Below are 24,783 nucleotides of genomic sequence, written 5' to 3' on the forward strand. Positions count from 1 at the left end.
GGCGGGACGCACAGAGCACCTGTCGGCATAACCTGACCGATATCAGAGAGCCAAGTGATAAAGTGGTTCACGTACCGACTTGGGATGGCTACAAGGCGGCAATACTTCCTTTTGTCCCGACCGGAGCACGTAGTCCACATGTCAGTACCCAAACCTGTCGTCTTATGCATTCTTGATGGCTGGGGCATTGGCACGGGTCCGGAAGGTAACGCACCGTATTTGGCGAAAACGCCCAACATGGACCGCATATTGGATAGCTGCCCTTCGGCCACGCTCACAACATTCGGGCCTGACGTGGGGTTGCCGAAAGGGCAAATGGGTAATTCCGAAGTGGGCCATACTAACATTGGTGCAGGCCGTGTGGTTGCGATGGATTTGGGTCAGATTGATTTGGCGATTGAGCAGGGCAGCTTTGCCACACATGGACCGATGCGTGACTTCATTGCCGCGATCAAGGCAACGGGTGGCGTTGCGCACCTCATGGGGTTGGTCTCTGACGGGGGAGTGCATGGACACGTCTCGCATATGATTGCGGCAGTTCGGGCGATCACCGATGCGGGTGTTCCGGTTGTGATCCATGCCCTCACTGATGGGCGCGATGTCGCACCGCAGTCGGCGCTGGCTGATCTTGCGCATCTGGAAGCATCACTGCCCGAAACTGCGAAAATTGCGACCTTGACAGGTCGGTATTTTGCTATGGACCGCGACAATCGTTGGAACCGCGTGGCGCTGGCGCATGGTGCGATTGCAAAGGGTGAGGGCGTGAAAGTCACAAGTGCGAAAGAAGCCGTAGAAGGCGCATATGCGGATGGCATAACAGACGAGTTTATCAAGCCTTGTGTGATTGGCGAATATTCGGGCGCACAGGATGGTGACGGACTGTTTTGTCTGAACTTTCGCGCTGACCGCGCACGCGAAATCATGTCTGCACTTAGTGCGCCAGAATTTGACAGCTTTGACCGCGGGCCGCGAACCGACTGGGCCGCCGTTATGGGCATGGCTGAGTACTCCAGTGCGCACAGCATCTATATGACAACGATGTATCCGAAGCCTGAGATCATCAACACGTTGGGCGCATGGGTCGCGGCCAAAGGGCTGCGCCAGTTCCGGCTGGCCGAGACAGAGAAATATCCTCATGTGACCTTCTTCCTCAATGGTGGAGCGGAGGAGCCCGAGAAAGGGGAGGACAGGTTCATGCCGCTGTCGCCCAACGTCGCAACTTATGATTTGCAGCCTGAAATGTCCTCTGCCCAAGTGACGGAGCAGTTCGTGAAAGCCATCGAAGCGCAGTACGATCTGATCGTCGTGAATTATGCCAATCCCGATATGGTTGGGCACACAGGTGATCTCGACGCTGCAATTGCTGCCTGCGAGGCGGTTGATGCGGGCCTTGGCCGCGCCCTCGATGCGCTTGAAAAAGTAGGCGGTGCGATGATCGTGACTGCGGATCACGGGAATTGCGAAATGATGATCGATCCCGAAACGGGTGGTCCGCATACTGCTCATACGCTCAATCCTGTGCCTGTCGTAGTTGTTGGTGCCCCTGAGGGCGCTGGCTTGCGTACTGGCCGTCTGGCCGATTTGGCGCCGACAGTTCTGGCGCTCATGGGGCTGGACCAACCGGCTGAGATGACAGGGGAGAGTTTGCTCACATGATACTTCGCGCAGCGCTTTTTGTTCTGGCCTTAGTTGGCCCTGCTGCGGCTCAGGGGGATGCCGCAGCACAGGCGCGCGCTGCTGTTACCATGCTTGAGGAGGCCGCTGTCCAACTTGAGGAGGCAGGTGGCGCGCGTGATCGTGTGCAGGCTCTCACGCAGACTATCCAGGCCTTTGAGACAGGCCTTGCCGCTATGCGCACAGGCCTCAGACAGGCCGCGATCCGTGAGGCTCAGCTTTCTGCGCGGCTGGATGCGCGAGATGGTGAGGTGGGGCAGCTACTTGCAGTATTGCAAAGCATCGGTACCGACAGCCCCACCGCATTCTTACATCCTGATGGGCCAACGGGCACAGCGCGAGCGGGCCTTTTACTGGCCGAGTTGACGCCCGCCCTCAACCAGCGGGCGGAGCAGTTGCGCCGCGATCTGGAAGATGTGCAAACGCTGCGGAGCCTTCAAACAAACGCTGAAGCGCGTCTGCGTTCCAGCCTCACAGCAGTCCAGAATGCCCGTACTACACTCAATCAGGCGATGGCAGAGCGGACCGATTTGCCAAAACGGTTCACCGAGGATCCTGTTTCAACTGCGATTCTCATCGCTTCGACCGAGACGCTGGGCGGGTTCGCTTCTGGTCTGTCGCAGATCGTGACGGGGGAAGACCTGAGCGTTGAGGTGCCTGTAAGTATTGAAGGGCAGATCGGTGCGCTACCCCTTCCAGTTCAAAGTATTGTGCTGCGCAGTATGAATGAGGCGGACGCCGCAGGAGTGCGACGCCCTGGTGTCTTACTTGCCACGCGACCGCGTGCCATTGTCACATCGCCAACAGCCGCTACCATACGGTACCAAGGGCCCCTCATGGATTTCGGGAATGTGATGATCCTTGAGCCACGTGCAGACACTTTGTTTGTGCTTGCGGGGTTGGAAACGGTATATGGTGAAATAGGACAGGTTATTGCCGCTGGTACGCCAATCGGGCTTATGGGTGGAGCCGAAGCAGGCGGTGAATTATCAACTGATGGTGATGAGACTGGTGCTGCGCGCTCAGAAACGCTCTATGTAGAAGTAAGACAGGATAATGTTCCCCAAGATCCCGCATCTTGGTTCAGGACTGACAAGGATGGATAGTAGATGAAAAAGTTTTTGATGGCCGCCGCAGGTGGTACGGTCCTTGGTGTTATTGCCACGACCCAGATCGCAGCACCTCTGCTGGCGCAAGAAGCAGCCAAGACAGAGAATGTCTATGAGCAGCTTGATCTCTTTGGTGATATCTTTGAGCGGATCAGAGCACAATATGTCGAGGAAGTTGATTCGGGTGAACTGATCGAAGCAGCGATTGACGGGATGCTCACGTCCCTTGATCCGCACTCCAGCTATTTATCGCCAAAAGATGCCATAAAAATGCGTGAGCAGACGCGCGGAGAGTTTGGCGGTCTTGGTATCGAAGTCACACAAGAAGACGGCTTTGTAAAAGTTGTCTCGCCCATCGACGGCACTCCTGCGGATGAGGCGGGCATTGAGGCTGGCGATTTTATTACCCATGTGGATGGTGAAAGCCTGTTGGGTCTGGTGCTGGACGAAGCTGTTGATTTGATGCGCGGACCAGTTGGGTCCGACATTGTGATCACGGTTGTACGTGAAGGTGAAGGTGAGCCATTTGACGTTACTATCACCCGCGACACGATCGAGCTGACTGTTGTTCGCTCCCGCACCGAAGGCGACAGCGTTGTGCTGCGCCTAAGCACATTTAACGATCAGACCTACCCCAAAATGGCAGAGCAACTCGCTGAGAAAGTCGAGGCCGCTGGCGGCATCGACAACATCAACGGCTTTGTGATCGATCTGCGCAACAACCCTGGTGGTCTGCTGACCCAAGCGATCAAAGTTTCCGATGCTTTCCTCAACGAAGGTGAAATCGTGAGCACGCGTGGGCGCGAAGCCTCTGACGGTGATCGTTTTAACGCCAAGATGGGCGATTTGGCCGAGGGTAAACCGATTGTTGTTCTTATTAACGGCGGCTCTGCTTCCGCTTCCGAAATTGTTGCGGGTGCATTGCAGGATCACCGCCGTGCGATTGTTATCGGGACCAAGAGCTTTGGCAAAGGATCGGTTCAGACGGTTATGCCGCTGCGCTCCGAGGGCGCGATGCGCCTGACAACGGCGCGGTATTATACGCCATCGGGCCGTTCGATCCAGTCACTGGGCGTGTCGCCTGACATCATCGTGGCACAGCCACCCCGCGCAACAGAGAGCGAAGAGGAAGAGACAACAGTCCGCCGCTCGCGCTCCGAAGCTGACTTGCGCGGCAGCCTGAACAACGACAGCCTGAGCGAAGACGAGATTAAGCAGATCGAGGCCGACCGCGAAAAGGCCGAGAAAGCAGCAGACTTGCGCATCGAGGATTACCAGCTGGCCTATGCCATCGACATCCTCAAAGGGTTGTCTGCACTGGGTCCAAAGGACTGACCCAAGTTATATGAGAAAGATTGGGGACGCCCTTATCAGGGCGTCCCTTTTTTGTCGTTTCCAATTATAACCGGAAGGGACTGAGGTCTGCGCGGTGTAGGCCTCTTAGGTCGTCTCAAGGCAGTGTCTGCGGAATGCACGCTTGAGCATATCCAGTTCAGCACGCAGCAGGTCTACTTCAACCCGCATGTCGTCACCCAAGGCTTCGCCTGCCATCAACGTGATTGTCGCAAGCTGTTCATCCGATTTCGTGTCAGATACGACAATCGTCTGCATACCGTCTGCAATGGCATCTTGAGGGATGGGCACGCGTACGGCAAATCCGCTTTTGTCTTCCAGGGCTGTCACGGTGACGTCTGGCACTTGGTTGCCTTGATGCACAACATCAAGCTCGGGTGATGTGTCTTGTACCGAACCGGTAAGCAATCCTTCCCAAACGCCCTGTCGCAATTTGGTTTTGGTGAGAATGAGGCTGGTCATAGCGTCCCTCCATCGCCCTTAGGGGCGGGAAAAGTTTGGGTTAAATTTGGGCGCGGGGGCGGCGTGAGAATGTGAGATCACGCAAAACAACCTGATTCATCTCAGGCCCCTCAAAGATCAGGTCAAGCCATGCACCTTCTACCCGCCGCTCGTTCAGGTTTGAGTAGGCCAGATCGAATTCAACCACGGTTTGGTCCTGCGTCAGATCTAACTCACGCACGATCTGTTCGGTGTTGGGGCCGTTTTTAATATTGAGGCGGGCAAAAATCTCGATCGGCTTTTCCAGTTCGACGATGACGTCCATACGGATCAAGTGGGTTCGCTTGAGGCCTTCTACGCCCCCTTCCGGCAGATCGAGAACCAGCGACAGGAACGACCCGTCAAAACGAAACACATCCATGCGCAGACCGTAGGGGGCGAGGTCTTCTTCGCGTAAGTTGCGCAGCTGGCGCAGGGTGAGTTCTGAATACTCGCAATCGTGGAAAAGCGTAATTTCATTGCCCAGCATGGAGCGGGTTTGCACAGCGGACATACCCGGTTTTGGCAAGGGGCCGCGCCAAAGTTCAGGGCGCCATGCCCAGTCAGCATTATGTGGCTTGGGAAAGCTGGTGGACCCTTCGAGGGGAAGGGCCAGACGTTCGTCTGCGACATGGATCAGCTGGTCCAAATGCGCCTTGAGCTGTCGTGCGCGCATTCGTTGACGGCGCAAAGAGATCAGGTCTGCGGCCCGCGCCATACGCGCATTGCGCGCCCACTTTGCGAGTGTTCGGCTAAAGACTGCCTTATCAATGAGGTGTTCGCCAAGTTTGGCCATATCGTCTGCCTTGCTGCTCTCGGTGTCTTTTTATGTCGCAGAACTGTCGAGATGTCCGCAGCCTGCATATTATCACCAGTTTGCCATGCAAGCCTAGTGCCACGCAAGCATCGTGATTTTTTAACCTGCGTTCGTTTTATTTGTGGTGCGTTTGATCATCTCTTCGAGAACGGCGGCCCCTTCGGATGAAACGGCCCGACGGCCCGCAGGGCCAAACAATGCGGCCCCCATCGTATATTTGCCAACCTTGGCGATAGACCGCCAATGTGTGGGCGAAAGATCGGGTGACGGAGCGATCCCTTTAGTGCGGAAAACGATGCTGTCGTCGTTGCTCCGCGCGTCCTCGGGTGCACCCACGCCCGCGGCCGTTGCCACTTCTTGTGCAGTTGGCAGAATCGGGTTCAGGACATTGCGCGTAAGGCTGACGGTGAGGACACCCGTTGGCGCACCCTCCCCACCAGTCGCTGCTCCCAAGTTGTCACAGCGTGCCATAAGCGCAAAACTCTGGCTCAGGCTTTCGGGGTCTATGCAATACCCTGATGGTGGCACCAAGGTGACATTGCCACGCATCATTAACGCTTGTGTCAATGGTACTGCGGGAAGGGCGGCATCTTCTGGCGGCGCGAGACCCGCCAGAAGTGTATTGCCCTTATCCATCGCTTCACACGCGCCCAGCGTTGAGATAAAGCCGAGCGCGATAAGGGGTTTAGAGATCCATATAGTCATGACGCTCTTTCTTGGCGCCAGGATGCGTTACCGCTCCTAGATAGGTTGGGCCGACCAGTTGAGCGTATTTCCAAAGCGCGCCTGACTCGTAGAGTGTCTCGCGTGGACCTGTCCACGCCGCTTTGCGCTCAGCAAACTCTTCATCTGTTAGATCAACAGAGATGGAGCCTGTGATCGCGTTTAGCGTGATCATGTCGCCATTTTTCAAAAGGCCGATAGGACCGCCAAGTGCTGCTTCTGGCCCAACGTGGCCAACACAGAAACCACGTGTGGCACCAGAGAAACGCCCATCCGTGATGAGAGCCACTTTCTTGCCCATACCCTGACCCGATAGCGCTGCCGTGGTGGCCAGCATTTCGCGCATGCCCGGGCCGCCACGCGGACCTTCGTTGCGGATAACAAACACATCGCCCTCGGAATAGGTGCGGTTTTGGACGGCTTCAAACGCGTCCTGTTCACATTCAAACACCAATGCGGGACCCGTAAACACGATGTCCTCGTCGCTCATGCCTGCGATCTTGACGATTGCTCCTTCGGGGGCAAGGTTGCCTTTTAGGCCCACAACACCGCCCGTTTTGCTGATGGGATCGCTGATGGCATGGATGACTTTGCCGTCTGCCTCGCGCTCAACTTTGTCCAGCTCTTCGCCCATGGAATAGCCCGTCACCGTCATACAATCTTCGTGGATCAGGCCCGCTTTGCGCAGCTCGCGCATGACAACAGGCACACCGCCCGCTTCATAGAGGTCTTTGGCCACGTACGCGCCGCCCGGCTTCATATCGACAAAGTGTGGCGTGTCGCGGAAGATTTCACAGACGTCTTCGAGGAAGAAATCGATGCCAGCCTCATGCGCCATCGCAGGCAAGTGCAGACCCGCGTTGGTAGAGCCGCCTGTGCAGGCCACAATACGTGCTGCGTTCTCAAACGCTTGGCGTGTGCAGATGTCGCGGGCGCGGATGTTCTTCTCAATGAGGTTCATCACTGCTTTGCCGGAAGCAATCGCGTATTCATCGCGGCTTTTGTACGGGGCAGGTGCACCGGACGAGTTTGGCAGTGCAAGGCCGATCGCTTCGGACACACATGCCATGGTGTTGGCCGTGAACTGGCCGCCACATGCACCCGCAGAGGGGCATGCTACGCGCTCAAGCACATCAAGCGCTTCTTCGGAGAGCGTACCGCCTTGCCAGTTGCCTACAGCCTCGAACATGTCCTGAACGGTCAGGTCGCGGTTTGCGAACTGCTCTGGCACGTTCGCGCCTTCGGCGGTACGGCCCGGCAGAATAGAGCCACCGTACATGAATACGGATGGCACATTGAGGCGGATCATCGCCATCATCATACCGGGCAGGGATTTGTCACAACCGGCCAGACCCACGAGCGCGTCATAGCAGTGACCGCGCATCGTCAATTCAACGGTGTCGGCAATCGCCTCACGTGAAGCGAGAGATGAGCGCATGCCTTCATGGCCCATCGCGATGCCGTCGGTAACGGTGATGGTCGTAAATTCGCGCGGCGTCCCTTGTTCAGCCTTGACGCCGACTTTAACCGACTGCGCCTGACGGTTGAGCGCGATGTTACATGGTGCCGCCTCGTTCCAGCATGTCGCAACACCAACCAGCGGCTGGTGAATCTCCTCCTCCGTCATGCCCATTGCGTAGTAGTAGGACCGATGCGGTGCGCGTGCCGGCCCCTCGGTTACATGGCGGCTGGGCAGTTTGGATTTATCGAAACGTGGGTTGCTGGACATGTAAGGGCACTCCTGAGAAGAATTCTTTGACAACGGCATAATGGCGCTGACCGCTTGCTGCAAGCGTTTGCAGTGTGCGGTGGCTGGCATTGTAGGGTGTAACCTCCTAAGTATGACACTCAAATTCCCGCAGAAAGCCATAGTATGGACCGCAGCCTGTTCGCCTTTATCTGGAAGCACTCCAAGCGTGAGCAGATTGTTCTGTTAGCGGTTACGCTGATGACCTTCCCACTGCTGTACACGACTTTGGTCCTGCCAAAGCAGATCATTAACGACGCGATCGGTGCTGAAGATCCGATGGTCAGCGTTGTTGGCGTTGAGCTTAGCCAAATCCAGTTTTTGACCGCGCTTTGTTTCGCTTATTTAGCTGCCGTGTTGGTGCACGGTCTGCTCAAAATGCGCCTGAATACCATGAAGGGTGTCACGGCCGAGCGTTTGCTGCGCCGTTTCCGGTACACGCTGATTTCGCGCACGATGCGCTTCCCAACACGGTATTTTCAGGACACATCACAGGGGGAACTGGTCAGTATGATCACCTCCGAGGCAGAGCCGATGGGTGGCCTGATGGGCGATTTTATTGCGCAGCCTGTGTTTCAAGCGGGGCAGATGATCACCATTGTTTTCTTCTTGTTCCTACAATCCTTCTGGTTCGGCCTCGCTGGTATCGCGCTTATCCCATTGCAGGCCTATGTCATTCCCATCCTGCAACGCCAGATCAACCTGTTGAACAAGGAGCGGATTACCGAAGTGCGCCTCCTCTCTGCCGAGATCGGTGAAACAGCTGCTGGCATTGCCGATCTGCGCAACAACGGCGGTTGGCGCTTCCGGCTGGCGCAATTTACCGACCGTTTGGGCCGGTTGTTCGAGATCCGCTTCAAAATCTACCAAAAGAAATTCTTCATGAAGTTTCTCAACAACTTTATCACACAGCTGACGCCGTTTTTCTTTTACCTCGTGGGCGGTATTCTCGCCATTCAGGGCGAGATCACAGTGGGTGCACTGGTCGCGGCCCTCGCAGCTTACAAAGACCTGAGTAACCCGTGGAAAGAGTTGCTGGCCTATTACAACCAAACCCAAGATATGGCGCTGCGATGGGAGATCGTGACCGAACGGTTTGCGCCTGCTGGCATGATTGATGAAGCCCTGTTCGAGGGCACACCAGAAAGCGTACCTCACCTAAAAGGTACCATCGCACTGCAGAATGTGTTTGTGCGCGGCACTGACGGCAGTGCAGTTTTGGAAGATATCACGTTGGATATTCCCAAAGGCTCACAAGTCGCGATCAAGACATCCTCGACGTCCGAGAGGCGTGCGATTGCTGAACTGCTGACCCGTGAGATCATACCAACGCGCGGCAGTGTTGTCATGGGCGACATCGATATTTCGACGCTGCATCAGGCGGTGATTGCGGCGCGGATCGGTTATGTGCGTGCGCAACCGTATTTATTTCACGGTACCATCGGCGACAACCTTTTGATGTCATTGCGGACATCGCCCAAGACGGTGTTGTGGGACCCCAATCACAAAGATAGTCTCGGGATCGAGGCACGCCGCGCAGGCAATAGCCTTGATAGCTTGCGTGCCGAGTGGATTGATCCTGCATTAGCTGGCTTGGATACCATGGACGACGTCTATGATTGGTGGTTTGAGTTGAGCCGCGTGCTCAATACTGACGAGGCCATCATCCGAGGCATGTTGGGGGCTAAAATTGACGTGACCGAACATGCGGCGCTGGCCCGTTCGATCATTGGCCTTCGAGAGCAGGTCTATGAGACGCTTAAAGAGCGCAACCTTGATGGGGCGATTCACCGCTTTGATCCGGAAAAGTTCAATCCTGCGATCCCGCTTGGCGGTAACCTGATGTTTGCTGCGCCGCGTCGTGATATCAGCCAGCGTGGCCTTGCCGCAGAAAAAGTGTTTATCGGAATGATCGCTGAAAAAGGTCTGGCAGAGCAGGGTATCGGGATTTCCCAAACGCTGGTTGAGACATTGCACCAAACCTTTGGCATGGACGGCACAAACCATCCGCTGTTCACCTCTTTGAACATCGACGAAGACCTCTATGAGCAGCTTGTTGATATTGCCACCCGCCGCCGCACCAAAGGCGATGGCGCATTGAGCCAAGATGAATTCGCACTGCTTCTGACCGTTCCCTTCGCCCTGACAGCAGAGCAGATCGGCCCCGCTTTTCCCGAAGCTTTCAAGGACGAAATCTTAAAAATCCGGCGCAGTCGGGGCGCGAAACTGCGGGAGTTGGCCAAGGATCTTTTTGTGCCCGTTGCACCTGATAACTTCCTGCCACGGATGACCCTGCTTGAGAACCTCATTTACGGGCGTATTTCAGCGATGGCAGGGGTGCAGGCCGATCTGGTTGTGGATGCTGTATCCGACGTGCTGCGAGAGCATGATTTGCGCGCCCAAGTGGCCCGTATTGCCTTTGACATACCTACCGCAATTGGCGGCACCAATCTGCCTCAAACGATACATGAGCGTGCTGCATTCACCCGCGCTGCGATCAAACGACCTGATGTGATCATATTTGATCAAGCTCTTGCCGGAAGTGACCTGACCCGAACGCGTGAGCGGTTGCGTGACTTGTTGCCTGATACGACGCAGATATTCCTCGATGATGCATTTGATGCGCCTGACAGCTATGATATGTTCGTGGAAATTAACCATGGCCGGATTGACGGGGTCGACAGCACCGAGCGGTTCGACAGCTCTGACAACATTTCCGACGACTTGCGGCGCAAGCTGAAACTGATTCAACGCAGCAGCTTGTTCGGTGCGCTCGTGCCGCGGGCCCAGAGGCTTTTGGCCTTTGCGGCGCAATGGTATGATGCGCCCTCTGGGACGACCATATTCAGTATGGGGCAAAAGGCTGACGCGGTTTATCTGTGCCTCTCTGGCAAAGCCGAGGTGAGGTTGCTTGATAAGGACGGCATAGAGCATCACATCTCAACTGTTGAGCCGGGTCGTGTCATTGGCGATCTGGCTGTTATCATCCATGAGCCGCGCAAAGCGAGTCTGAAAGCGCTTGAAGATACACGTTTCCTCAGGATTGGTGCCGAAGAATTCCGATCAGTCATTGAGAGTGATACAACCGTTTTGATGAGCTTGCTAAAAACCGTAGCAGGGCATTTGAGCGGTGCAGCGGAAGTGATACGCGATGCGCAAATCGAAATTCCCCGTGATACGTTCAAGGATGAACCGTGATGCGCCTGATACCAGACTACTCCGCCCACGTGCTGCACACGACAGCGGCAGTAAAACGCACAGAGCTGTGGCGGACATTGCTTGGTATCGTTGCGATGGTCGCGGTGTATATTCCGTTGGCGTTACTCTTTAATCAGGCTGTGTCAGGACTGACCCGTTGTCGCCCTACCTTTCAGGATGAGCTTATGGCGAGTGATACGCCGCTGGCCATGTATGTCCTGTTGGCAAGTTTTGCGCTCATTAGTATCAGCGTTTTTGCCGTAGTGAAGTTTGTGCACAAGCGGGACGCATTGACGGTCTTTGGCCCTATTACCCTTGCGGTTCCGCAGTTTCTCCGCGTGACAGGCATTTTGATCCTGCTTGGAGCGGTACTAATGATCCTGCCTCCTTATGGAATCGGAGGCGACTTGGTGCCGAATATGGCCTTCGGTCTTTGGGCGCTGCTCCTCCCGCTTTCGATGTTCGCTGTGTTTGTACAAATCAGCGCTGAGGAAATTTTCTTTCGCGGGTATCTGCAACAGCAACTCGGGGCGCGCTTTTCCTCACCGTTGGTTTGGATGGTGCTGCCGTCCATTTTGTTCGGGATACTCCACTATCAACCTGCAGAGGCAGGTGAGAATGCTGTGATGATTGTCGTTTGGGCATGCCTGTTTGGGGTGCTGATGGCTGATTTGACAGCGAGAGCAGGCAGTATCGGGCCCGCGCTAGCTGTGCATTTTGTGAACAATGTCACGGCTCTTCTGATCACCTCGTTGCCCGATGCTCTTGGAGGTTTGTCGCTTTGGCATACGCCCTTCGGGATGGAGGATGAGGCACAGCTACGCGCATGGATGCCCGTCGATTTCGCCATGATGATTGTAAGCTGGCTGGCAGCACGACTGGCCTTGCGCCGCTGATTGCAATTCCCGCGCGACCCCCTTATTTGAGGGGCATGCGTAATGGTACGAGGCCCGCGATATGAACTGGATCAACAACTATGTCCGCCCGCGGATCAACTCGATCTTTTCGCGCCGCGAGACACCCGAAAACCTTTGGACGAAATGCGATGAATGCGGCACGATGCTGTTTCACCGTGAGGTCAGCGACAATCTGAACGTCTGCACCAACTGTGGCCACCACATGCACATCACTGCGCGTGAGCGTTTTGCAGCCCTGTTTGACGGCGGTGTGTTCAATGAGGTCAAGGTGCCTGCGCCCACCGTGGACCCACTCCAGTTCCGCGATCAAAAGAAATATCCTGACCGCCTGCGCGCCGCGCAAAAACAGACCGAAGAGAACGAGGCGATGCTCGTCGCCGCAGGCGAGATTGGCCGCACGCCGATTGTGGCTTGTGCGCAGGACTTCAGCTTTATGGCTGGCTCCATGGGCATGTATGTGGGCAACGCGATTATTGCCGCAGCCGAAGAAGCAGTAAAGCTCAAGCGTCCGCTGATCCTCTTCTCCGCCGCAGGTGGTGCGCGCATGCAAGAGGGCATTCTGAGCCTGATGCAGATGCCGCGTACCACGGTTGCTGTTCAGATGCTCAAAGAGGCTGATCTGCCCTATATCGTCGTGCTGACCCACCCGACCACGGGCGGCGTCACCGCCAGCTATGCAATGTTAGGTGATGTGCATATCGCGGAGCCAAACGCGCTTATTTGTTTTGCTGGCCCCCGTGTGATCGAACAGACGATCCGCGAAAAACTGCCCGAAGGGTTTCAACGTGCAGAATATCTGCTGGAGCATGGGATGCTGGACCGTGTCACCTCGCGTACGGAAATGCGCGATGAGTTGATCACGATTACACGCATGTTAATGGGTTTGCCGCCTGCTGTGCGTGGTGACTTACCAGCCCCTTCTGACGTTTCTGATGAAGTGCCGCAAAAAGCGGATGTCGCGCCACAGTCTGATCCGAAAAAGTGACCCTGAAGGCGTTGCCGCGATTGGTTTCGAGCGACGCCAATGCTGCATATTGTGGATTTGTACTCGCGCATTTTAGAAGAGATTTTTCTATATGACGGCCGAAACATCCGACCTCATCCTTGAGCGCATGATGGCGCTGCATCCCAAGATTATCGACCTGACGCTGGACAGAATGCTCAAGCTGCTTGATGCGCTGGGCAATCCCCAAAACGCGCTTCCTCCCGTGATCCACATCGCAGGCACCAACGGTAAAGGTTCTACCCAAGCGATGATCCGCGCGGGTTTAGAGACTGCTGGCAAGAAGGTTCACGCCTATACCTCTCCCCATCTTGCACGGTTTCACGAGCGTATCCGGCTTGCTGGAGAGCTGATTACCGAAGAGCACCTGACACAAGTTCTGGACGAGTGTTATGCCGCCAATAATGGCGAGAACATTACTTACTTCGAGATCACAACCTGTGCGGCCCTGCTCGCCTTCTCGCGCACACCAGCGGATTACACGCTGCTTGAAGTCGGCCTTGGCGGGCGTTTGGATGCGACCAATGTCATCGACACGCCAGCGGCCACAGTCATCACACCAGTGGACCTCGACCATCAGCAGTTCCTAGGTGAGACATTGCCCGAGATTGCAGGCGAGAAGGCCGGCATTATCAAGCGTCGCGTGCCCTGTATTGTGGGCCCGCAGCAGGAGTCAGGCCTAGAGGTGATCGAAGCGGTTGCCGCCCGAAATATTGCCCCGCTGAGTATTTACGGCCAGCATTGGCATGCATACCGCGAAGCAGGACGGATGGTGTATCAAGACGAGCAAGGATTGCTTGATCTACCGCTCCCCAAATTGCCGGGGTTACATCAGGTGCAAAACGCAGGAGGGGCCATCGCAACGCTTCGTGCGCTGGGTTTTGATAACGCAGCCTGCGAAGGGGCGGTCACAAACGCTCAGTGGCCTGCACGGATGCAGCGGCTCAAATATGGTCCGTTGATTGATGCCGCAGGTGCGGCCGAGCTTTGGCTGGACGGGGGGCACAATCCAGCGGCAGGCGTGGCACTCGCCACTGTGCTGGATGAGTTGCCAATTGTGCCGACCTATATGATTTGCGGGATGCTCAGCACCAAAGACATCTCGGGCTATTTGCGCCCCCTTGCGCCTCATGTGACAGCGCTGCATGCCGTCTCAATTCCTGGTGAAGCGGCAACGCTGCCAGCGGCTACGACAGCGCAAGCGGCCCAGAGTGTTGGCATGGTCGCAACAGAGGCGGAAGATGTCGAAACCGCAGTGGGTAAAATCGTCGATGTCGACCCTCATGCACGCATTTTGATCTGTGGTTCGCTGTATCTTGCAGGCAACATATTGCGGTCAAACGGTTAAACAGCCACCAAATGCAGCTTGGAGCGATTGACCTAAGGTAATAGCGCGCATTAGGAAACTCGCAATAACAGACCATGTAGAGCATTGCATGAGTACTGATAATTCCGAGGATCGCGCATGCCTGTAGAGCCAACAAAAACCGACACCACAATTGACTCTAAAACGGCCATTCTGCGTCAGGTAATCGCGTGTAGTGTTGCTTTGGGTATCATGGGGCTCGGCGCGTGGAGCCTTTTGGGGCAAAAGGCACCCTACCATCCCGAGGCATTTAACGATGCGGTGACGCGGGGGCCGTCAGACCTTACGGGAATAGCAGAGAGTAATTAAGCTGCGGCCCAATCCTCGCTTTGCATTTCGCGCAGGCGCGAAGCGGTGCGTTCAAATTCAAACGTGCCTTCCCCTTCAAGATAGAGCATTTCTGGCTGCGCCGCCGCAGAACAGATCAGCCGGACGCGTGCCTCATAGAGCGCATCAATCAACGTCACAAAGCGCTTTGCCTCATTGAAATTGGTACGCCCTAATGTGGGGATATCATCTAGCATCAGCACTTTGACAGCTTCTGCAATAGCGAGGTAATCGGCAGCGCCTAAGGGCTGTCCGCACAATGCATGAAAACGTGCACGGCCTACCCCGTTGCGAAACGCGGGCAGGACAACATCGCGCCCCTTTACGCGCAGAGTCAGTGGGCCTGCCTCTCCGCCAGTTAGATCGTGCCAGACCGCCTCCATTGCTGCGCGGCTCTCTGCGTTTACGGGGGTAAAATAGACGGGGCTGCCCGACAGGCGGTCCTGACGATAATCGGTCGGGCTAGCCAATTCATGCACAACCATTTTTTCCTTGATCAGTTCGATAAATGGCACAAATAAATTACGGTTAAGTCCATGTTTATAGAGGTCATCGGGGATACGGTTCGACGTAGTAATGACGACGACACCATCTGCAAACAGAGCCTCGAACAAGCGGCCAACAATCATTGCATCGGTAATGTCGGTGATCTGCATCTCGTCAAAGGCCAGCAACCGAACAGAGCTGCTAACTGCTTCTGCAACAGGGGCAATGGCATCGTCCACGCCCGTTTTGCGGGCCTCGTGCATGGCGCTGTGAATTTCCTGCATAAAGGCGTGAAAATGAACCCGTCGCGCAGGAATGCCCTCCAGATTGCTCACGAACATATCCATCAACATGGACTTTCCGCGACCTACACCGCCCCAAAGATACAGCCCCTTGGGTGGTTCGGGCGATTTGCGAAAAAACCCCGTTTTCACAGGATTCAACAGCGCATCGCGGATGCGGTCAAACTCTGGCATCAAGGCTTCTTGCGCCGGGTCAGGGTGCAAAGTGCCATCAGCGATCATTCGGTCATATTGAGTGCGCAGGTTCGTCATGAGCATTTCCCTAACGCCAAGTAGTGTCGTTGGAAAGTGTGTGCATACAATCATCTGATTGACGATGCGTGAGAGCAAGCGCAGTTTGGTGCAGCATTTGCTGGAGCTGTCCCATGGAAAAATCACCTCTCTTCTCGCCTGTCCTGATTGTGGGCTGCGTGATTATTATGGTTAGCTTTGCCATCCGCGCCTCTTTTGGCGTTTTCCAGATTCCCATTGCAGAAGAGTTCGGCTGGCTTCGGGCCGAATTTTCGCTGGCGATTGCGATCCAGAACCTCGCATGGGGGATCGGGCAGCCGCTGTTCGGGGCGATGGCGGAAAAGATCGGGGACCGCAAAGCGATTGTGCTGGGTGCGGTGATTTATGCGCTGGGCCTTATCCTGTCGGCGGGGGCTGACACGCCGATTGCCCATCAAACCTATGCTTGGCTGGTGGGCTTTGGCATTGCAGGCACAGGCTTTGGTGTGATCCTTGCTGTTGTGGGGCGTGCTGCATCTGACGACAACCGCTCTATGGCGCTGGCGGTTGTCACGGCAGCGGGCAGTGCGGGCCAGATATTTGGCGCACCATTGGCCGAATGGCTGCTGGGTATAATGAGCTGGCAAATGGTGTTTGTCGTCTTTGCCGCTGCAATTCTGTCGATGATCCTCACGCTGCCCTTCATGCGGGCACCTGTTCAGGTCAACCGTGCGGAGCTGGAAGAGGCGATGGGAACGATCCTGCTGCGCGCTTTCAAGGATCCCAGCTATACGCTCATCTTCCTCGGTTTCTTCTCTTGCGGATATCAATTGGCATTCATCACGGCGCATTTCCCTGCATTTGTGACTGAGATGTGCGGCCCCATCCTCGCAGGAAGTGCGCTGCACAACATGGGCATCACTACCACATCGGCCCTCGGTGCTGTCGCTATTTCGCTGATCGGCGCTGCGAATGTGGGGGGTACACTGCTCGCTGGTTGGGCGGGCAAGCGGTACTCGAAGAAGTACCTGCTCGCTGGCATATACACGGGCCGCACAATCATCGCTGCGATTTTTATTTTAATGCCAATCACGCCGCTGAGTGTGATCCTTTTCTCTGTTGCGATGGGGTCGCTCTGGCTTGCCACTGTGCCGCTCACGTCGGGATTGATCGCCCATATCTATGGCTTGCGGTATATGGGCACGCTCTACGGGATCATCTTTTTCAGCCATCAATTGGGCAGCTTTGTTGGCGTTTGGCTGGGCGGACGCATGTATGATGCCTATGGCACCTATACCACCGTCTGGTGGATCGGCGTGGCCGTGGGGGCGTTCAGCGCAATTGTCCATCTGCCCGTTCGGGAAAAGCCTGTGCGCCTTGCAACTGCTTGACAGTTTCACAGTGAAACGTGATTGATAGTGGTATGAGATACATAGTAATTTTTCTAATGATGCTAGGTTTAGCCGCTTGTAACAGTGCGCAGCCTGACGACTCAGGAAGCAACGGCGCGCAGCAGAAAAAGGCTGTTGCGATGATCAGCTTTGTCCGGTCAGATCCGTTGTTAAGTACCTATCCACAGTCATGCCCTGCAAATGTCTATAAAACGGGGGCAGCTGTCGCAGGAGAAGTTGCGGATTGCGCTAAAAATCCGCGTCAGTGTATCAGCCAATGCAAAAGCGGTAACGGAAAAGCATGCTTCGACTCCGCTCAAATTGTTGAGGCGGGAAACTCGCCAGACGACAATCTGGCGACCTACCCTTTGTACATGCGGGCATGTGCGTTGGGCGATGGAAATGCCTGTGTGAATGCAGGTGCCGCGATCAAAAATACTGTTTGGAGCGGGGGCAAGCCCGCCGAAGCGTCTACTCCCAAATGCCAGTTTCAAACCTTTTCTAAGATGTGCAAAGCAGGGCATGCATGGGGGTGTTACATGACAGCACAAGAGTACAAGCGCGGTGGTTTTGACGGACGAAGCGAGGCGAAATACGAAAAATATATGCGCAGTGCCTGCAAGATCAGCAAAACGTCAGGTGCCTGTTACCCCGCCTTTCGCTAAGTGTCGTGACCCCAATCATCACCTTCGGGCGCGGGTAGGAAAGCGGCGATATGGGCAAGGACTTCGTCAGTGTGCGTATAAGGCATGCCATGTCCCGCATCCTCGATCACCTCTTGCGTGACATCACGGTTCCACGCGGCAAGCCGGCCCATTGCGCTGGCAGGAATTACGTCATCCTCCGCACCCCAAAGTGCGAGGACAGGTAAACCAGCACGGCGCAACGCCATGTGCTCCCCCTCCATCGGTCTAGATAGAATACCCCGCAGGCTGGCCAATACCGCAGGAACAAACCCTTGGAAGGAAAGCTGCGCCTCTTGGCCTTCGGAAATGTCTGAGCTGACAATTCCCAGTTCCCGTTCAGCTCGGATACCACGGCGGAGCAGGTTTGGATAAGCGGCCAGCATTAGCCAATGACCAGCAATGCCACGGTCACGAATAAACCTGCGCAGGGGGGCATCTCCCAGTGTCATTCCGGCTGATGCAAGAAGGATGAGCCGCCGCACGCGTTGGGGGTGGGTCGCTGTGAACCCAGTCGCAATTGCGCCGCCCATCGAGTAGCCGATCAGGTAAAAAGGATCATCAATATCGAGGTACGCCAACAGATCATCAAGCTGTTGGTTAAAGAATACCTTATCCTGGGGGTCGCTTGGACGGTCCGAAAATCCACGACCATAGAGATCATAGACCAGAACTCGAAAACCCATCGATACAAGGCCTTTTGTAAGTGGCCGCCAAACAAAACTCGGGGTTGTTAATCCATGGATGCAGACGATCAGGGGACCTTCCGTTGGGCCAATTATGTGAAAATGCGTCACCCCTTGGGATAGCTCCACAAACCGCCCCGGTGCAGAGCCGCGGCGCCCATCGCTCATCACTGGGCGATAATGCTCAATAACGAAAGGGGTCGCGACAAGCGCGGCAAGAAGGAGGATGAGCCAAATCACGAGGCAGCGTTATGCCATTGGTCGAGGATATACCGGCTGGTCATCAGGTCCAGATGTGCACCGCCGCCATTCTTGCAAATAGTAATTTCACTGTCGGAAGTCCGCTTGAAAGCGTCCAGATCATAGTAGTCTGCAATAATATGCTCGCGTGTGATGGCACCACTCTCCAACGGTATTTTAATCTCACCGATATGATCCAAAGTGGTGTCAAAACTGTCAACGAACAGCCGCGCACGTCGCAGTGCCTCGTCATCTACTTCGCGCATGTCGGGTCGGTATGCGCCGATGAGGTCAATATGTTGACCCTCCTGAAGCCATGCCCCTTTTATAACAGGCTCGGTCGTCATTGTGGCACTGCCGATGATCTCGGCCCCGCCCACTGCCGTTTCCAAATCAGCGGCAACTGCAACATTGGGCATTTTTTCAGCGAAAACATCCGCACTGGCCTGTGTGCGGCTCCAGACGGTGAAGGAAGCATTTGGAAAAGCTGCGGAATAGGCAGCATGAAGAGACTGTGCAACTGTGCCTGCTCCAACCAGCAGAATGCGCGTGGCATCGGGCCGAGCAAGCCGTCGCGCTGATAATAGGCTGTCTCCTGCAGTTTTCCACTTTGTTACAAGATGGAAATCAATAATGGCTTCCAATGTGCCGTCGGTGTCGGAGTAAAGGTTCACCCCGCCGTTGATATTTGGCCTGCCGCTATCGACATTCCGGGGAAAAATCGTTGCGGATTTTACGGCTATTCCCATCCCGTCAATCCATGCTGCACGGCTCAGCAACGTATCGGGATCGCGGTAGAGGAAGGTATCGCCGATTTGGGCCTTTGGTCGGGTGTGCCCCTGCGCCAAAGCGTCAGTGAGATTGATCCAGTCGAGCAATTTTTCGCCAGCATCGAAAGAGATGAAAGGTATAGACGTCATCGTGCTTCGTTCTCCATGAGCAGCCCTGCGGTTACCAAACAGTCGGCCCAGCCTTGGGGTTCTTCAAACAGGTGTGTTTGCCACCCTCGTAGGGAGGCGGCTTTGATATTTTCTACGCGGTCGTCCGTAAACAAGAGGTCTTTCCCCGATAGGCCAGATCCGAACTCCAGCATTTGATAAATTTGCGGGTCGGGTTTGATCACGCCCATATGACCTGAGATGAAATCGCGGTCAAAGCCGCGCAAGAAGAAGTATTTGGTCGCAGCCAGCGCGTATGTCTCAATCCCAAAGTTGGTGAGCGAAAACACGGGCACACCCTTTTCCTGCAAGGCTTCCATTAGGCGGACAGAATGGTCAATCGCAGGAGAGGCCAGATCGAGCCAGTTCTCGTGCCAATGCCAGATTTCGGCGTGCCATTGTGGAAACGCATCGGATGTCTCGGTAATGACGCGGGTAAAGCTCTCACCTTTGTCGACACGATCATTCATGGCGTGCAGGTCGACTTCGGCAAACATTTTGCGTCGCCGCTCCTCACCGAGCCAGCCGTCGAAATAACGCTCGGGCTGCCATTCAATGAGCACGTTCCCGATGTCAAAGATCACAGCCTTAGGGGTCATATTCTGCCTTTCACTCGGATTGAAACTTCTCCAAAACGATTACACCAGTCTGCTCGCGGCCCTGATTTCACGCTCAAGAGCCTCTAGAAACCGCGAGCGGTCCGCCTTGGTGAAGCCTTTGCCACCGCCTTGTCGAAACGGATCGGCAGCGCGCAGGTCTGTCATCAGATCGCGTGTTGCCAGCACATTGCCGATGTTGGCTTCGGTGAGCGCTTCACCGTTATGTTTGATCACCCGCGCCCCCGCCTCAACGCATTTAGCTGCCAGCGGAATATCGCCCGTGACCACCACATCTCCACGTCCCGCGCGATCTGCGATCCACATGTCGGCCACGTCCGGCCCGTCTGGCACGATGATATTCTCGACATAAGGATTGCGCGAGGGACGAAGACCGCCATTACAGACCATGTACATCTTGATCTTGTGCCGCGTAATCACGCGCTCTGCCTCATCCTTTACGGGGCAGGCATCTGCATCAATATAGACAGCAGTCATGCAGACCACAGCGCGTCAGCATGGAAAGTCACATGATCTTCCATAAAGGTCGCGATGAAGAAATAGCTGTGATCATATCCTGGCTGCATGCGGAAAATGCCGTTCTGGCGGCGTTTTGCCATAGCAGCGCTCAGCGCTTCGGGTTGGAGTAAATCAAGAAATTGGTCATCGGTCCCCTGATCAATCAACACGGGCCCGTCAAACCCTTTTTCCTGCATGAGCAAGGTCGCATCATGCGCAGACCATGTGCTTTCATCAGCGCCCAGATAGGCGGTAAGCTGTTTGCGGCCCCAGTCGCTTGCCGTAGGATGTGCGATGGGCGCAAAGGCGGAGACTGAGGCAAAGCGATCGGGATAAGACATCGCGAGTGTGAGTGCGCCATGCCCGCCCATAGAGTGTCCTGTTATGGATTGGCGTTCCATATCCAATGGAAAATGCTCGGCCAGAAGGGTAGGCAACTCGTCAGCGATATAGGTCCACATCTGGAAGTGCGGTTTCCACGGGTCTTGGCTCGCGTTCACATAGAAACCTGCGCCTTGGCCCAAATCATATGCTTCGTCATTGGCTACTCCTTCACCGCGCGGTGAGGTGTCGGGGAACACAAGCGCGATCCCTTGCTCTGCGGCCCATGACTGAGCACCCGCTTTGACCATCGCATTCTCGTGGGTGCAGGTCAGGCCCGACAAAAACCACAAAACTGGAACAGGGCCGTCTTGTGCCTCTGCTGGAAGGAAGAGTGCGAAGGTCATATCGCAAGCGCAACTGCTGGAGGCGTGCTTGATGACATGTTGCATGCCGCCAAAGCAGGCGTTTGACGAGAGAGTTTCCATGGTGGCTCCTATTGCGAGATCACCCATGGCTACCGAGCGTGGCGCGGCGGGGCAAGTGTTAGCTGCCTGTGAGCCATGCAATCCATAGGCTGACGGTCACGATGCTCAGCGCTGTGGAGACTAAAATCGTAGCAGAGACCCGCTGGGGTGCTACGCCGTAATGCTGTGCAAGGATATAAACGTTTCCCGCCACAGGCAGTGCAGCGGCTGAAATGACCACGGTTGCCTGATAAGGGTCCACCTTGAACAAGACAAAGCAGGCGAAGGCCACCAAGAGCGGGTGCAGCACCAATTTGCAGAAACTTAGCCAACCCGCGACCGAGATACGTTCAGCTGATTTCGAGGCCAGCGACGCACCGATTGCAAATAACGCGCCGGGCGTTGCTGCGGCACCGAGCAGGGTGAGAAACTCGTTCATTGGCGCAGGAATCGGGATTTCTAATGCGGACCATAAAAGTCCGAGCGTGATCGCAACGATCATCGGGTTGCGAAGCAGGCCAAGGCCTACTGTGCGCAAAATTGCTAGACTCATCCTGCCATCGCGTGATCCAGTGATCAGGATGGTGATGAGCGAAGAAAACACGATCAAATCAACCGCTAATGCCAACATCACAGGACCGATCGCATCTGGCCCCAACAAGAGGACAAGCATCGGTACACCAAGGAAACCCACGTTTCCAATCGCCGCGCATTGGGCCTCTATCGCTGTGGTTTCGACATCCAGACCCCGCAAATAACTCACCAGCATTGCGATGCCGTATACAAATGCGGTGCCCCAAAGATAGGCGGCAACCAGTCGGCCATTCCAGACCTCGGCCAGTGAAAGGTTTGCGGAAAAGCGAAACAGCATCGCCGACAGGGCAAAGTAGAATACAAATTTAGTCAGATAGGCAGTCGCCTCAGCGGTAAAGAACCGCGTTCGACCGGCCCAGTACCCCAGACCGATGAGTGCAAAAAAGGGTAGAGTTTTGAGGAAGATCGCCAGCATGTTCGACAGATAGCTTGGCGATGGTTCTTCCGCTAGTGGAAATTAGCATGTTATGTCACCTGCGCAGATAGGATGTTTGCGGATCGTTTCAAGCAGCACTGGCGAACATGGCCCAGTTAGGCGATAACGTTGCACAGAGAATTTTATTAGGGCTTAGCAGATGAAATATGCACTTTTGGCAGGGTTATTCGTGGCAGGTTGTGGCGCACTTCCTGTTACAACACCGCGCACAGGCGCCGCTCCGGCAGGTGGGCCAGACAACTGCAACGCAGCAGCCCATCAGGGTTTGATCGGAATGGACGCGGCCTCATCTTTGGCTTTGCCAGAGCCAAAGCGCCTTGTTGGTCCAAACGATGCAGTGACCACTGACTTCAATGCGGGTCGCCTGAATATTCAGCTGAATGAGACTGACAATATCATTGCCATCACCTGCGGCTAGGATTTTGGACGATTGTCCACGATGCGAACGGCTTTTCCTTCTGAGCGTGGGACAGAGCCGCTTGTACCGACTTCGACTTTGACGCTGATGCCGACCGCCTGTTTTACCGCCGCCGAGAGCATGGCTGTCGCTTTGGCGCGGGTGGCATCATTGGCCCTTGGGTCCGAGATTTCAGTGAGAATACGCATCTGATCCATGCGGTCAGGCCGCGCTAGCTCAATCTGGAAGTGCGGTGCAAGAGCGGGCTGCTGCATGATCAGCTCTTCGATTTGGGTGGGGAATACGTTGACACCGCGCAGGATGATCATGTCGTCGCTGCGCCCTGTGACCTTCTCCATCCGCCGCATGCTGCGCGCCGTCCCCGCCAAGAGCCGCGTTAGATCGCGGGTGCGGTAGCGGATGATGGGAAATGCTTCTTTAGTGAGGGAGGTGAACACCAATTCCCCCTGCTCCCCCTCGGCCATGACTTCGCCCGTTTCTGGATTGATGATCTCGGGATAGAAGTGGTCCTCCCAGATGTGCAGGCCATCCTTGCTCTCGACACATTCCATCGAGACACCTGGCCCCATCACTTCGGACAAACCATAGATATCAACCGCATGCATGTCGAACGCCTGCTCAATCTCGAGGCGCATAGCGTTTGTCCACGGCTCCGCGCCAAAGATGCCCACCTGGAGTGAGCAATCGCGCGGATCCAGCCCTTGGGCGTTAAACTCATCCAGAATGGAAAGGGCATAAGAGGGGGTGACAGTTATACCTTTAGGTTTGAAATCTTCAATCAGGCGGACCTGACGCGGTGTCATCCCGCCCGAAATCGGAATCGTCGACAGGCCCAGTGCGTCGGCTCCCAGATGGATGCCCATCCCGCCTGTGAACAGGCCGTAGCCATATGCATTGTGCAGCATATCACCCGGACACATCCCGGCCGCCCGCAATGATCGCGCAACGACGTTGCCCCAATTTTTGAGATCATTCTCTGTATAACCCACAACAGTCGGCTGCCCGGTAGTGCCAGAGGAGGCGTGGATGCGCTTTACCTGATCCTGCGGTACGGCAAACATGCCAAAGGGATAGTTATCACGCAAATCAGTTTTGACGGTGAAGGGGAACTTTGCTAAATCGCTTAAGTCTTTGATATCGTCTGGATGTACCCCTGCTTTGTCAAAGCTGTTCTTGTAGAAGGGCACATTGTCATAGGCGTGGCGCACGGACCATTGTAACCGCTCCAGCTGGAGCGCGCTGATCTCGTCGCGGCTGGCAATCTCGATCGGATCAAGGGTGCTGTGATTTGGTGTAAGGTCTTTCATGCGTTTTCTCCATCTTCGGGAAATAGGTGTCCCTTTATTGTACGCGACAGGCCGCGCATGGTGGCAACGGTGCGCCCGTCTTCCCCCGTGACCAAAACGTCGTACACACCTGACCGCCCGCTCAATGCAGTCTCGGATGCCGTGGCGGTGAGCAATTCGCCCGCCTTTCCCGGCACAATGTAAGTGATCTGGTTTTGTTGAGCGACTGTGAGTTTGTTGTAACTGTTACACGCAAAGGCAAAAGCGCTGTCTGCGAGAGTGAAGATGTAACCACCGTGGCAAATGCTGTGGCCGTTCAGCATCTCGTCGCGCACCCGCATGGTGAGTGTCGCCGCCCCCGGTGCAATGGCTGTGATTTCCATACCCAAGCTCTTGGTCGCATTATCGGTCGAAAGCATAGCGTTTGCTGCTTTTTCGGCGCGCATTTGTGGGGTCATGGCTTAGCCTCAATACGTTTCACAATTTTCGAACCATA

24 protein-coding genes are annotated in these 24,783 nt (G+C 55.4%); 11 read left to right on the plus strand and 13 right to left on the minus strand.

Going from position 1 to position 24,783, the window contains the following annotated elements; all coding sequences use genetic code 11:
- Window positions 1-138 precede the first annotated feature (138 nt).
- From gpmI to Q0775_RS08515, 3 genes are read left to right on the plus strand one after another with little or no spacing between them, the layout of a single operon-like run.
- The gene (gene gpmI / locus Q0775_RS08505) at window positions 139-1,656 is read left to right on the plus strand and encodes a 2,3-bisphosphoglycerate-independent phosphoglycerate mutase (RefSeq protein WP_298859240.1); all 1,518 of its coding nucleotides are present in this window, start codon (window positions 139-141) and stop codon (window positions 1,654-1,656) included.
- Window positions 1,653-2,780 (plus strand): peptidoglycan DD-metalloendopeptidase family protein, encoded by a 1,128-nt coding sequence (locus Q0775_RS08510; protein ID WP_298859242.1) that lies wholly within the window; start codon window positions 1,653-1,655, stop codon window positions 2,778-2,780. Before gpmI ends, Q0775_RS08510 begins: the two co-directional genes overlap by 4 nt.
- A gap of 3 nt (window positions 2,781-2,783) precedes the next feature.
- Window positions 2,784-4,118, plus strand: coding sequence for a S41 family peptidase (locus Q0775_RS08515; RefSeq protein ID WP_298859244.1), 1,335 nt, complete (start codon window positions 2,784-2,786; stop codon window positions 4,116-4,118).
- A gap of 105 nt (window positions 4,119-4,223) precedes the next feature.
- On the opposite strand, the gene Q0775_RS08520 is transcribed toward Q0775_RS08515, so the two are convergent.
- From Q0775_RS08520 to ilvD, 4 genes are all read right to left on the minus strand, one after another.
- Window positions 4,224-4,598, minus strand: coding sequence for a hypothetical protein (locus Q0775_RS08520; RefSeq protein ID WP_298859246.1), 375 nt, complete (start codon window positions 4,596-4,598; stop codon window positions 4,224-4,226).
- Between the two features lie 40 nt (window positions 4,599-4,638).
- Window positions 4,639-5,412, minus strand: a complete 774-nt coding sequence (locus tag Q0775_RS08525) for a DUF6478 family protein (RefSeq protein WP_298859248.1) — start codon at window positions 5,410-5,412, stop codon at window positions 4,639-4,641.
- A 120-nt stretch (window positions 5,413-5,532) separates the two neighbouring features.
- On the minus strand, window positions 5,533-6,138 hold the full coding sequence (locus Q0775_RS08530) for a hypothetical protein (protein WP_298859250.1): 606 nt from the start codon (window positions 6,136-6,138) through the stop codon (window positions 5,533-5,535).
- A complete protein-coding gene (ilvD, locus tag Q0775_RS08535) occupies window positions 6,119-7,885 on the minus strand; it encodes a dihydroxy-acid dehydratase (RefSeq protein WP_298859252.1) in 1,767 nt (588 codons plus the stop codon). Before ilvD ends, Q0775_RS08530 begins: the two co-directional genes overlap by 20 nt.
- 144 nt (window positions 7,886-8,029) lie before the next feature.
- Here ilvD and Q0775_RS08540 point away from each other — a divergent pair, with 144 nt between their 5' ends.
- From Q0775_RS08540 to Q0775_RS08560, 5 genes are all read left to right on the plus strand, one after another.
- Entirely contained in the window at window positions 8,030-11,101 is a 3,072-nt protein-coding gene (locus Q0775_RS08540) for an ABC transporter transmembrane domain-containing protein (protein WP_298859253.1), read from the plus strand.
- Window positions 11,101-11,997, plus strand: a complete 897-nt coding sequence (locus tag Q0775_RS08545) for a CPBP family intramembrane glutamic endopeptidase (protein ID WP_298859254.1) — start codon at window positions 11,101-11,103, stop codon at window positions 11,995-11,997. Before Q0775_RS08540 ends, Q0775_RS08545 begins: the two co-directional genes overlap by 1 nt.
- Window positions 11,998-12,058: 61 nt before the next feature.
- Complete coding sequence (gene accD, locus Q0775_RS08550; protein WP_298859256.1) at window positions 12,059-13,003, plus strand: acetyl-CoA carboxylase, carboxyltransferase subunit beta; 945 nt, start codon at window positions 12,059-12,061, stop codon at window positions 13,001-13,003.
- Between the two features lie 91 nt (window positions 13,004-13,094).
- The gene (locus Q0775_RS08555) at window positions 13,095-14,369 is read left to right on the plus strand and encodes a folylpolyglutamate synthase/dihydrofolate synthase family protein (RefSeq protein WP_298859258.1); all 1,275 of its coding nucleotides are present in this window, start codon (window positions 13,095-13,097) and stop codon (window positions 14,367-14,369) included.
- Between the two features lie 117 nt (window positions 14,370-14,486).
- Window positions 14,487-14,696 (plus strand): hypothetical protein, encoded by a 210-nt coding sequence (locus Q0775_RS08560; RefSeq protein ID WP_298859260.1) that lies wholly within the window; start codon window positions 14,487-14,489, stop codon window positions 14,694-14,696.
- Here Q0775_RS08560 and zapE read toward each other — a convergent pair.
- Window positions 14,693-15,754, minus strand: a complete 1,062-nt coding sequence (gene zapE / locus Q0775_RS08565) for a cell division protein ZapE (RefSeq protein ID WP_298859262.1) — start codon at window positions 15,752-15,754, stop codon at window positions 14,693-14,695. The genes Q0775_RS08560 and zapE overlap by 4 nt on opposite strands.
- Window positions 15,755-15,867: 113 nt before the next feature.
- Here zapE and Q0775_RS08570 point away from each other — a divergent pair, with 113 nt between their 5' ends.
- Together Q0775_RS08570 and Q0775_RS08575 are read left to right on the plus strand one after the other, a co-directional pair.
- Window positions 15,868-17,103 carry an MFS transporter gene (locus Q0775_RS08570; protein ID WP_298859265.1) on the plus strand — a complete coding sequence of 412 codons (1,236 nt, stop codon included), beginning with the start codon at window positions 15,868-15,870 and terminating at the stop codon, window positions 17,101-17,103.
- A gap of 140 nt (window positions 17,104-17,243) precedes the next feature.
- Window positions 17,244-17,768, plus strand: a complete 525-nt coding sequence (locus Q0775_RS08575; RefSeq protein ID WP_298859267.1) for a hypothetical protein — start codon at window positions 17,244-17,246, stop codon at window positions 17,766-17,768.
- Here Q0775_RS08575 and Q0775_RS08580 read toward each other — a convergent pair.
- From Q0775_RS08580 to Q0775_RS08605, 6 genes are all read right to left on the minus strand, one after another.
- Window positions 17,765-18,640 carry an alpha/beta hydrolase gene (locus Q0775_RS08580; protein WP_298859269.1) on the minus strand — a complete coding sequence of 292 codons (876 nt, stop codon included), beginning with the start codon at window positions 18,638-18,640 and terminating at the stop codon, window positions 17,765-17,767. The genes Q0775_RS08575 and Q0775_RS08580 overlap by 4 nt on opposite strands.
- A gap of 68 nt (window positions 18,641-18,708) precedes the next feature.
- Window positions 18,709-19,632 carry an ornithine cyclodeaminase gene (locus Q0775_RS08585; protein WP_298859271.1) on the minus strand — a complete coding sequence of 308 codons (924 nt, stop codon included), beginning with the start codon at window positions 19,630-19,632 and terminating at the stop codon, window positions 18,709-18,711.
- Entirely contained in the window at window positions 19,629-20,249 is a 621-nt protein-coding gene (locus Q0775_RS08590) for an HAD family phosphatase (protein ID WP_298859273.1), read from the minus strand. Before Q0775_RS08590 ends, Q0775_RS08585 begins: the two co-directional genes overlap by 4 nt.
- Window positions 20,250-20,288: 39 nt before the next feature.
- Window positions 20,289-20,744, minus strand: coding sequence for a YaiI/YqxD family protein (locus tag Q0775_RS08595; protein ID WP_298859275.1), 456 nt, complete (start codon window positions 20,742-20,744; stop codon window positions 20,289-20,291).
- The gene (fghA, locus tag Q0775_RS08600) at window positions 20,741-21,574 is read right to left on the minus strand and encodes an S-formylglutathione hydrolase (RefSeq protein ID WP_298859277.1); all 834 of its coding nucleotides are present in this window, start codon (window positions 21,572-21,574) and stop codon (window positions 20,741-20,743) included. Before fghA ends, Q0775_RS08595 begins: the two co-directional genes overlap by 4 nt.
- Window positions 21,575-21,632: 58 nt before the next feature.
- Window positions 21,633-22,562 (minus strand): AEC family transporter, encoded by a 930-nt coding sequence (locus Q0775_RS08605; protein ID WP_298859279.1) that lies wholly within the window; start codon window positions 22,560-22,562, stop codon window positions 21,633-21,635.
- Window positions 22,563-22,722: 160 nt separating this feature from the next.
- Between Q0775_RS08605 and Q0775_RS08610 the strand changes: the two genes are divergently transcribed.
- A complete protein-coding gene (locus tag Q0775_RS08610; protein WP_298859281.1) occupies window positions 22,723-23,001 on the plus strand; it encodes an I78 family peptidase inhibitor in 279 nt (92 codons plus the stop codon).
- Here the strand turns inward: Q0775_RS08610 and paaK are convergent.
- Together paaK and paaI are read right to left on the minus strand one after the other, a co-directional pair.
- The gene (paaK, locus tag Q0775_RS08615) at window positions 22,998-24,308 is read right to left on the minus strand and encodes a phenylacetate--CoA ligase PaaK (protein WP_298859283.1); all 1,311 of its coding nucleotides are present in this window, start codon (window positions 24,306-24,308) and stop codon (window positions 22,998-23,000) included. The genes Q0775_RS08610 and paaK overlap by 4 nt on opposite strands.
- Window positions 24,305-24,745, minus strand: a complete 441-nt coding sequence (gene paaI / locus Q0775_RS08620; RefSeq protein WP_298859285.1) for a hydroxyphenylacetyl-CoA thioesterase PaaI — start codon at window positions 24,743-24,745, stop codon at window positions 24,305-24,307. The genes paaK and paaI overlap by 4 nt, the downstream gene beginning before the upstream one ends.
- Window positions 24,746-24,783: the final 38 nt, after the last annotated feature.

It is taken from the genome of uncultured Sulfitobacter sp., assembly GCF_947499945.1.
In the GTDB taxonomy this organism is placed as follows: Bacteria; Pseudomonadota; Alphaproteobacteria; order Rhodobacterales; family Rhodobacteraceae; genus Sulfitobacter.